The 10,949-nt window shown below is 36.2% G+C and carries 10 protein-coding genes; 2 read left to right on the forward strand and 8 right to left on the reverse strand.

Features of this window, described 5'->3' with window-relative positions:
• The first annotated feature begins 379 nt into the window (after positions 1-379).
• Complete coding sequence (locus CAT7_RS09750; RefSeq protein WP_007725102.1) at positions 380-604, forward strand: DUF1858 domain-containing protein; 225 nt, start codon at positions 380-382, stop codon at positions 602-604.
• Between the two features lie 4 nt (positions 605-608).
• The gene (locus CAT7_RS09755; protein WP_007725104.1) at positions 609-1,928 is read left to right on the forward strand and encodes a DUF438 domain-containing protein; all 1,320 of its coding nucleotides are present in this window, start codon (positions 609-611) and stop codon (positions 1,926-1,928) included.
• 102 nt (positions 1,929-2,030) lie between these two features.
• Here the strand turns inward: CAT7_RS09755 and CAT7_RS09760 are convergent, their stop codons facing one another.
• From CAT7_RS09760 to CAT7_RS09795, 8 genes are all read right to left on the reverse strand, one after another.
• Complete coding sequence (locus CAT7_RS09760; RefSeq protein WP_007725106.1) at positions 2,031-2,624, reverse strand: chorismate mutase; 594 nt, start codon at positions 2,622-2,624, stop codon at positions 2,031-2,033.
• 133 nt (positions 2,625-2,757) lie between these two features.
• Positions 2,758-3,897 carry an acyl-CoA dehydrogenase family protein gene (locus CAT7_RS09765; RefSeq protein WP_007725108.1) on the reverse strand — a complete coding sequence of 380 codons (1,140 nt, stop codon included), beginning with the start codon at positions 3,895-3,897 and terminating at the stop codon, positions 2,758-2,760.
• Positions 3,898-4,188: 291 nt separating this feature from the next.
• Positions 4,189-5,076, reverse strand: coding sequence for an ROK family protein (locus CAT7_RS09770; protein WP_007725110.1), 888 nt, complete (start codon positions 5,074-5,076; stop codon positions 4,189-4,191).
• 184 nt (positions 5,077-5,260) lie between these two features.
• Entirely contained in the window at positions 5,261-5,974 is a 714-nt protein-coding gene (locus CAT7_RS09775) for a GntR family transcriptional regulator (RefSeq protein WP_007725116.1), read from the reverse strand.
• A gap of 140 nt (positions 5,975-6,114) precedes the next feature.
• Positions 6,115-7,533, reverse strand: coding sequence for a glycoside hydrolase family 1 protein (locus CAT7_RS09780; protein WP_007725119.1), 1,419 nt, complete (start codon positions 7,531-7,533; stop codon positions 6,115-6,117).
• 22 nt (positions 7,534-7,555) lie between these two features.
• A complete protein-coding gene (locus CAT7_RS09785) occupies positions 7,556-9,787 on the reverse strand; it encodes an alpha-galactosidase (protein WP_007725122.1) in 2,232 nt (743 codons plus the stop codon).
• 55 nt (positions 9,788-9,842) lie between these two features.
• Positions 9,843-10,451 (reverse strand): hypothetical protein, encoded by a 609-nt coding sequence (locus CAT7_RS09790; RefSeq protein ID WP_007725125.1) that lies wholly within the window; start codon positions 10,449-10,451, stop codon positions 9,843-9,845.
• A gap of 29 nt (positions 10,452-10,480) precedes the next feature.
• Positions 10,481-10,949 (reverse strand): carbohydrate ABC transporter permease (locus tag CAT7_RS09795; RefSeq protein WP_007725127.1); only part of this gene is annotated, 469 nt, incomplete at its 5' end.

Raw genomic sequence — 10,949 nt, forward strand, 5'->3', positions numbered from 1 at the left:
TCCATTAATTTATACCGAAATCAATTTTTCCATTGATCTATTATGTCAATTTTGTTCACAATTAGTTATCATCAAATGATTTCTTTTTTTATCTTTACTATTTTCGCTCCTTTTTCATCCATATCAGTTAATACAACCCATTTAATTGTTCAACATTTCCTAAACTCATCTTAACTAACAATACAAAACCACTCATTGTAACAGATGTATTTCCAGATAGAATTCTCTTTAAAAAGCCTATAAATATAGGAAAAAAACAAACTATTTAGTAGTAAATTTAAATAACGATCTCTTTCATCTTGTTATTCAGTCTTTTATATTCTCTAATATGTGATATAATTAACAATAAATTCCAACATTTTAGAAATGGAGATTCGCTATGAAAGAAATCAGTTTAGGCTCTTCTGTTTACGAATTAGTTACCGCACATCCGGAAATCCAACATGTTTTATTTGACTTAGGTTTAAAAGATATTCAAACACCTGGCATGTTAACGACTGTGGGAAGGTATATGACTATTCCAAAGGGAGCAAAGATGAAAAAAGTTGATTTACAAGTCATTATTGATCAATTGGAACAATTAGGCTTTACCATTAAGGAGTGAATTTATGGAAAACAATACTGTTCAGCGTCAGAAAAAAATTGTTGAGATTTTAACGTTGCTTCATGAAGGCGGAGAGTTTGAAGAAGCCAAGCGTCTTTTTGATGAGTCTTTTGATGGGGTGGATGTCAGCGAAATTACAGCTGCAGAAAGAGAATTAATTGCTAGCGGTTTGGATCCTTCAGAAATCCAACATCTATGTAATGTTCATGCGGCTGTATTTAAAGGTTCCATTAGAGATATCCATCGTTCGAATTACGAACATGAACATCCGGGGCATCCTGTTCACACTTTAAAACTAGAAAACAGAGTAATCCGCTCACTCTTAGAAGATGAAATCCAAGAAGCTTTTGACCGATTTGCTACCGGTGACTTTTCTCAAAAAAAACGCCTGCAACACGCTCTATTAGACTTGATGCAAATTGATAAACATTATGCTCGAAAAGAAACGTTGATTTTTTCTTATATGGAACGGTACGGCATTACTGCACCCCCAAAAGTCATGTGGGGTGTTGATGACGATATACGCTCTGCGATCAAAGATGTGAACTTTTATTTAAGTAGCGAAAAATTTGCCATTAATCCTTTAAGAGACAAAATAGAGCACATTATAACAGAAGTTGATGAAATGATTTTTAAAGAAGAAGAAATCATGATTCCAATGGTTTTAGATGTGTTTTCCCTAGCAGATTGGCAATGGATTGCTGAAGACAGCTTAGATATTGGGTTTGCTTTTATCCCTAAGCCTTTGTCTTGGAAGCCGAGTAAAGATGCTCTAGCACAAGAAAAAGATCAGCAAGAAAATCGATCAGAAGCAGCAAAAAAAGCAGCAGCTATGACAGCAGCTATTTCTGAGGCCCCTCCTATTACCGAAACGGAACACTATGATTGGCAAGATAATTCATTAAGTAAAGGTTCTATCGTTTTACCAACAGGTGTCCTTCAATTAAAAGAATTAACGGCAATTTTTGGCGTTTTACCTGTAGATTTAACTTTCGTGGACAATGAAGATCGCGTTCGTTTCTATTCAGAAGGAAAGAATCGCGTTTTTCCCCGTACAAATTCTGTTATAGGACGCGAAGTGATCAACTGTCATCCACCTAAAAGTATGCATATGGTTCAGAAAATTCTTGATGATTTTAGAAGTGGAGAAAGAAATGAAGCCGAATTTTGGATTAATTTACGCGGAAAAATGATTTATATTCGTTATTTTGCTATTCACGATCCTGAAACAACTGACTACCTAGGCTGTTTAGAAGTCACACAAGATATTACCGAAATTCAAAAAATCCACGGAGAACATCGGTTGTTGAGTGAAAACAACTAGCCTTATTCACTAATATTAAAGTCAGGACAACTATTGGAACTAAGTCTATCAAACAACCCATCATTCCATATAAGGATGACAGGTTGTTTGATAGTTTTTTGGTTATCCTAAGCTAATTGTAAATTCAAAACCAGTTGGATTTTCTACAAAAGGTCTGCCAGCTTCTTTAAAGACAAGTTCAATTCCAGTAAGATCATCTGGCAAAGCAGGTGAAATAATATAGCTATGGCTCGCATGTTCTGTTGTTCCTCCGCCTCCTTCTGAATGGCAGAAATACGTATCATTAATAAACAAATCAAGCATATCAGGATAAAAGTTAGCATCTTCTTTCTCTTCCCAATCCATATGCAAGTATAGTACGCTAGCGTTAGCATATTGCCGAATAAAGGTCACCGTATACATAACTCCATCATTTTCATAAATCTTAAGTACTGGCACATATTTTTTGAATTTGACAGGCACAACCATTGGCTTGAGACTATCTTCCATTGCCATTGTTGTAAAGAGCGATTGTAAATACTCTTCCTGGAGGTCGTACTCGTCGGCCAACCTAGAAATCACCTCATCTGGTGGAAAAATTGTATTTTTCCCCAGAACTTCTTTACGTTGGTTTAATAAATCACAAATCTTTTCATCAATCAGGAAAAAACGTTCATCATAATGATTTGTTGATCCTTCATTTGATTCAAATTTCATACTTAATTCCTCCATTTTTCTATTTAAAGAATTGGTTCGTTGCTTCTATAGTAATAAAGATGACGAAGTTGCTGAAGTTCTATTTTATCTTGATCATTTTTTATTTTCGTACTACTACTGTTACGAACAGAAATTATTTTTGAATCGGTCCCAGCAATAGTGTTGCCCATGAATCGTGGAGTGATTCTTGGTCAGATGTTTGGAACAATCCAGCGTAGACATCGCGTAGTAAACGAGATAATTCGGTATCATTGTAATATGAACGCCCACCACTTGCTCTTACCATTTCCTCGACCGTTTTGATAGACGCTTCAACAGAATAGTTTTTAATAGCTGACAAGCGCGGCATCCATAAGTCTCCATGATCACTATCATTTTCGACATCGTCTGCTAGTACATCAATTTGAGGCTGAATGCTATCTAGAATTAAAGCAGATTCTGCGATACGCCAACGAATATTTTTATCTTGATCGTACGTCGTTCCTTGAGCGATTGATTTGCGTTTTTTCACACTTACAATTCCTAATTCCAGCGCACGTTTTCCAATTCCATGGTATGTTGCTGCTAGTAAAATTTCAAAATGAGAAAATATTCCAAAAACAACTGGGTCAAAACTTGGTCCAGGTTCTACTTTTGTTAATATGCTTTCTTTTGAGGCATAAGCACCAGCTAAATCCACACTATACGATTGCGTTGCACGCATACCAAGTGTATCCCAATCTGGTTTGATTTTAATTGTTTTAGCATTGTTTTCTACATACGCAAAAACTGATTGCGGGTCGCCATTATTTTCGTCCATGCCGTAAGTCACCATACGAGAGCATTCGGCAACCATTGATATAAACACTTTAGGCCCATAAAATCGATAGCCGCCATCTTCTTCCAGTTTTGCTTCACAAATAGATCCGAATAAAACCCGATCATTGGCCGGTTCAGAGATAGCAAATGACAACAAGTGTCCTTCTACTGCATCTTTTAAAATTTGTTCTCCTTTTTTATTTCCATGGCGTACCATATATTTTCCTACACCTACAATAATTTGATGCATGTTAATACCTAAGGCAGTAGCAGGAGCTGCTTTTGCTAGACGAGTTTGCTCGTGAGCAATTTCTTTCAGACTCAAACCATGTCCCCCATATTCTTTGGGTACAAAAGCTTTATAATATCCCGCTTCTTTTAATGCAACATGATCTTCATGCGGAAAGCTATTCTCTTTGTCGTACATTTCAGCACGACTATGTATTCCTTTTAGAAGTTCTTCATTTAAAAACACGCAATCTTCCTCTCTCCTATTTAAAACTTTCTCATTAAACATAATGCAAGTTATAACCAATCTGCAAGTTTCTATCAAAAAAATAAGGCGAGAAGTGATAATCCATCCGTTTCTTTTCTTCTTAACTATAAGATTAGTTTGATAGAACGGCTTTTTCAAAATTACAGGTTATTCTTTAAAATACAGTTTTGTCTTTAATAAAAAGCAGCACTATTTGTACACAATAGTGCTGCTTTTTAGACGTATTTAGTTTTTTTAATTCTTATCCGATACTAAAATTAGTTTCTTACTTCATCCTATTTTTTTATAATCCACTGTTTGTTCAAAATGAGCTACAGCACCAATCAGATTGGCATCATTGTTAAACTTACACACTTCAATTACTAGTTTTAAATCTTCTGCCTTCTGACGCTCTAAGTAAAAGGCTGCTCTTTCATTCAGACGTTGAATAAGGTCTTTGCGTGTGGATAAACCGCCACCGATTACAACCATATCTGGATTAAAGCTGACAGAAAGATTATAAATCCCCAGTGCCAGCGCATCAATAAGACCATCCACATATTTCATCGCAATTGGCTCACCTCTATCAGCTTCTTGGAAAAGAAATTTTCCATCAACCACTACATCTAAGCCTAATTCTTTACTATAACGTTCAGCAGTATGTACCGGACTTCCCATTTCACTCAATGTATGCTTACCATCCAAGAGCATGTACCCAAATTCACCGCCAAATAAATCTTTGCCTTTAAATAGCTTTCGATCAATGATTACTGAACCACCGATACCTGAACCAATAACAATAAATAAAGCATGTTGGATGTCTTTTGCGGCTCCAAGCCATAACTCTGCTAACGCTGCACAGTTTGCATCATTTTCCATTGAAACGGGTACACCAAATAAATCTTCCCATTCCTTCTTGATTGGAAAATAATGAAGATAGGGAACTGCACTGATGCCACTAATGGTTCCTTCTATCGCATCAACAGCTCCTGGAGCACTAATTGCGACACCATCTATTGAATAATTTTCGCTAAATGAGTGGTAAACTCCTAACATTTCTTCTTTCATATCGTTCCAACTTTTTGGTGTAGTAAATGAAGCTTTATTGCTTAAATTTTCGTTTTCCCATAACCCATATTTCACTGCAGATCCGCCAATATCAAACACTACAATACTCATATATTCACTCTCCATCATTTTAATAATAACGTTTTCATTACCGCGGTATTTCAGTTTCTCTGTATTCAAAATTTCCTATTAGCTATTCTTTCTTATAAGGAAAAAGCCAAGCAAAGAGCTAACCTCTAAACTGGCCTTTTTACTTATCTATTTTTTACAGAATAAACCGTTCGTTTAATTTTATTTAATCGCGATTCAATACCATTTCCACCGAAAACTCATCATAGCGATGAATTGAAGTAGAAAACTCAAACGCATTTCCTGTATCTAAGTACCCAACTTGTTCTGCTACAGCTACAGGATCTCCATTTTCAATTCCAAGCTCCTCTGCTTCACTATTTTTGGCTTTGCGCACAGAAACTGTTCTGTGCGCACTTTGAATCTTCAGAAGTAATTCATTTTCAATGTATTCGTAAATCGATCCTTTGATATTTTTTTCTTTAATACCTGGTATAAGATCAATAGGCATATACATTTTTTCTATTACAATTGGTCTATCATCAACATAACGAACACGACCAATATCATACACAAAAGTGTCTTCCGTAAGATTCAGTTTTTTAGCTGCATGTTCTGGTGCCGTCACAATTGAAAAGTTTAATATTTTACTAAAAACTTTTTTATCAGAATAAAGAGCCGTTGTCCCACGAAATTGATTTGCCATAGCAATACGCTCAATTTCTTCAGGATTCAAATCTTTTACAAAGGTTCCAGAACCTCGCCTTTTAATGATCAGGCCTTCTGTAACTAAAATATCTACTGCTTTTTTGATTGTCATTTTACTAGACTCGTAATGTATGCACAAATCTTTTTCAAAAGGTAGTCGCTGGTTGGCAATGTATTCGCCTTTTAAAATTTTATTGCGGATATCATTAGAAATAATCATATATTTTTTCATTTTTCCATTGCCCCTTTCGCTACCAATTTTTTTACAACCTATCAGTTTTTGCAGAAACAGTCTCTACCTTTAGTATAGCGAAATCTTTATTTTTTAACAATCCATCTTAGAAAATGAATTATTGATTTTATTAGTTAAAATTATAGACGAGTCAAGTCTTCTAGTATTTCAAAATGATTATTTTGTGTGACTTCTTTAAACCAATAACCAGATTTCTTGATGGTTTTCACTTGTGTATGAATATTATTAGCGATAAAACCATATCGATTACGGTAAGCATTTTTCCATGACCAACAATCAATAGGAGTCCACAAATGGTAGCCAAAACAATTTGATCCCTCTTCTATTCCTTTCGCCAACCAATACAGATGTTCTTGAATAAATTGGATTCGGTAATCATCTTCAATTACACCCTCTTCATTTAAATAACGTTCTTCTCTTGAAACACCCATTCCATTCTCCGATACGAACCATGGAATATTGTCATAATTATCTCTGATATTTAGTGCAATATCATGTAATGCTTTAGGATAGATTTCCCAACCTTTATCTACATTCATTCGTCGTCCAGGCATCTCATAGTTATCAAAATATTTCGTCGGCATCCAATCTACAGCTAAACTATTTGAAGAGATACTTGGTTGTTTGACTCTGCTAGGATGATAGAAATTGACACCAAGAACATCTATCGTGTTGGCTTTGATAATGCTCAATTCGTCATCAGTAGAATCCCACAACACACCGTCTTTTTCTAGAATACCCACTAATTCTTCAGGAAATTGTCCTTTTGTAGAAGCACCTAAAAACATATCATTCATCCATAAATTGGCAAAATGAGCTGCTGCTAGATCTTCTGGCGAATCTGTTGCTGGGTAAGAAGGGGTTAAATTTAAGATATTGCCTATTCTGCCCTTAGGATTTGTATTAATTTCGTGATAAGCCGCAATAGCTTTAGCAGAAGCTAGCGTGATGTTATAGGCAACTTGTACCGCTTTTCTTCCATCAACGATATTAGGATAATGGAACTGATACAAGTATGCGCCATCCACAATGACTAATGGTTCATTAAATGTAAACCAATCCTCTACACGATCACCAAACAACCTGAAACATTGTGCAGCAAATTTCGCAAACAAATCAACTACATGTTTTGATTCCCATCCACCGTGTTTCTCTTGCAATTCTACAGGCAGATCAAAATGCAACAAATTCATAACTGGTCTGATACCTTGTGCCAGACATTCATCAATGACTGCATTATAGAAACGCACTGCATCTTCATTGACGGTTCCTTCTTCTAAGTCGTCTATCAAGCGAGACCATTGAATGGATGTACGAAAAGAGTTCAAACCAATCTCTTTCATCATCGCAATATCTTGTTTATAGCTGTTGTAAAAGTTAGAAGCGGTATCTGGTCCTACTTGATTGTAGAACGCTTCTGGCTCAATTTCATACCAATGATCAAACACATTTGCGTGTTGTTTGTTGAAACGCCCTTCACTTTGTGGACCAGATGTTGCGGCCCCCCACCAAAAATCTTTCGGAAATTCAATTTTCATTTCTTCTCATCCTAACTATTGTCTATTTTTCTTTCAAGTGATAGATACGGCTCGCATAGTCTCCAGGCATATCGCGACTCCAATATTCATGAGCACGTCCGATATAATTTTCTCCCAATATCAATCCAGCTTGCATCAAATCATCACCATAACGGTCCACCTTGCCTTCATTGATTCGATACAACTTATCTTCTTTTAACCCCATTAATTGTATGCGTTCATACACAGGATTCGGTTTTGCTAACACTTGATATACACCAACTAAAGCTTCCGTTTGGTCAAGAGATACAACCATCCAGGCTGTTACATTTTCTTCAAATGGACTTTTCAAACGATAAAATGTCCCTTGATGGATTAACTGTTGCCATTCTTTTACTTGCTTGATTTGTTCTTTGATAATCTTTTTATCTGTCTCGTTTAACTTTGTACTATCTAGCTCATATCCAAAAGTTCCAAACGCTGCCACATCCCCACGCATTTTTAATGACGTCGTACGTGCAACCTGGTGATTCGGTACTTCTGAGACATGGCTTCCAATGGCAGACAAAGGATAAATAAATGATGTTCCGTATTGGATCTTCAACCGCTCAACTGCATCAGTATCGTCACTCGTCCAGGTTTGTGGTGCATAATACAATAGACCAGGATCAAAACGTCCGCCACCTCCTGCACAGGATTCAATCAGTAATTCCGGATACTTCGCCAGAATTTTTTCATACAAAGCATAGACACCTAAAATATACCGATGCATCACTTCTCTTTGTTTTTCGGCAGGTAAATTTTGTGAGTAGGCTTCGGAAATGTAGCGGTTCATATCCCATTTTATATAATCAATCTCGTTACTGTTAAGTATCGCATCCATCTGATCAAAGATATTCTCCACAACTTCTGGGCGAGAAAAGTCTAATACATATTGATTTCTTCCATGAGAAATGTTTTTTTCTGGATGCCCGATGACCCATTCTGGGTGAGCATCATGAATCGGTGTCCCAACAGATACCATTTCAGGCTCGAACCAAAGACCAAATTTCAAGTCCATTGCATGTATTTTTTGAGCTAATCCCAGAATTCCATTAGGCAACTTTTCTTTATCTACTGCCCAGTTTCCTAACGAACTAGAGTCATCATCACGTTTTCCAAACCAGCCATCATCTAATACGAAAAGATCAATACCTAAGGACTTCGCATCTCCAGCTATTTCTAAGATTTTTGTTTCATCAAAATCAAAGTAAGTAGCTTCCCAGTTGTTGATAAGAATCGGTCTTTCCCGTTTTGCCCACTTGGGATTAATCAATTGTTCTCGATACAATGTATGGAAGGTTTGACTCATTCCATTTAACCCTTTATCACTGTAAACCATTACGGCTTCTGGTGTGGTAAAGGTTTCTCTAGCGCTTAGCTTCCACTCAAAATGATGAGGATTAATCCCCATCATTGCGCGTGTCACATCATACGTATCGACCTCAACTTGAGCTAAGAAATTCCCACTGTAGACAAAACTGAAACCAAATACCTCTCCTCTGTGTTCAGTTGCATCTTTTTTGGCAAGTGCAAAAAAGGGATTATGAGCATGACTACTAGCTCCTCGTGTACTAGAAATATTTTGTACTCCTGTAATCAGCGCTTTTCTCTCTACTTGTGCTTCTCGAGCCCAAGCACCATGCAAATGAACAAAGTCATAGTCTGCAGTTGGGAAATCGATGTTTAAACTCATCAAACGTTCAACTCTAACGGAATGTGTTCCTTGGTTTTCCAACATTGCATGCCTTGTTATGACACTCAATTCATGAAACACAGTGTAAGAAAGAGTCAACATTACATCAGAATAATGATCTTTCAATTGGATTTCTAATGTAGTCGCTTCATTTGAAGTAGCAAAGGTTGAAGGCATCCCTTCAATTTTTTTCTTTCCTTCTACAACTGAATAGGCTTGATACTCGAAGTGACTGATGTGATCTCCATCTGGGTAACGAAGTTCAATAGCTGGATAGCGAAAGTCCGTTGTCCCGTATGCCGGCATTTCTTGTTTAATATGCTCCAAGGACGTCGTATAATTATCGACCTTTAAATTGTTTGATGGTCGCACTTCCCGTTCAATCAAATGAGCAAATGAATTGCGGTGTCGGATAGCTTTTCCAACGTATAATTGTTCCAACACGTTTGTCTCTTCCATAACCCGAAATAGATAACTTATTTTCCCATTTGTAAGATGAAACTCTTTTGTATCTTCATTGACAAGAACATAGTTAGTCATACTGTACTCCTTTAATTCATTTTTAGAGGTAATCTCTTATTAGCAAAGTTTAATATTATCGTTCATTTGCCTTTACGTGTAATCCTTTTTGAACCATCATCCAATAAAGACTAGGAACCAAAAAGACAAATAGTACTAAGTTAAAGTAGGCTATGCCCATTGAACTCCATGTCAGCATTAAAACAAACAAACTTTTGAATGGATTACGAATCATGTAGTCCAACGTATAGGCATAGAACCATTTTCCGTCATATGGCCCTTGTTTATACTCATATAAGGCAATCGCTAGCACTAAAAAAGTATGGTAAAGAGAGAATAACGTCAAAATGGTTACTACTAAGAAAATACTTATACTATGCAAATAACCCATATAAAGACCTAATAGACTGGCTAAACACATACTTAACAATATTGTCCATACAAATGATAGTACTTTATCAAAAGGGATATTCTTTCTTGTTTTTTTTGCTCTATCTTGCTCAGCAAATTTATCAATTGGAACAAGAACGACTCTTTCTTGTAAAAAAGACAGTGCACTTCTTGCTGCATCTGCAAAACCATAAATGAGACCCGAACGTATGAGTTTGCCCCAATAACGGACAGATCCGATGACAAACAGATGGGTCATCTCAATAGATCGAATCAATTTGGGGGCTTTTTTCATCTTCATTCTTCCTCTCTAAAGTTAATTGTTTATTTTACTGAACCGGCTACACCGTTATAAATATATTTTTGCAATGAAAGGAACACAATTAGAATTGGTATAATAACAATCATGACACCAGCTAGAATTACTGGCCAATTGGTTCCATAAGGTCCTTTAAATGCGAATAATGCTGTTGAAATAACTTTTAATTCTCGTCCTGGCATGTAAAGGAACGGATTGTAGAAATCATTATAGACACCAACTCCGCTAATAATAAGCATCGTTACAATTGGTGCTTTTAAGTTTGGTAAAATGATTTTCCAGAAAATTTGGAAATAAGATGCTCCATCTAAAATAGCCGATTCGTCTAATGAAATAGGAATCTCATCTAGATACTGCATAAAGATGTAAAGTGCAATAACATCTGTTCCTAAGTTTAAGACGATAACTGACCAAATCGTATTGAACAATCCTAATCCTTCAATAATTTGGAACGTTGCAACTTGACTTGTGATT

It is taken from the genome of Carnobacterium sp. AT7 (genome assembly GCF_000171855.1).
Classification (GTDB): Bacteria; Bacillota; Bacilli; order Lactobacillales; family Carnobacteriaceae; genus Carnobacterium_B; species Carnobacterium_B jeotgali.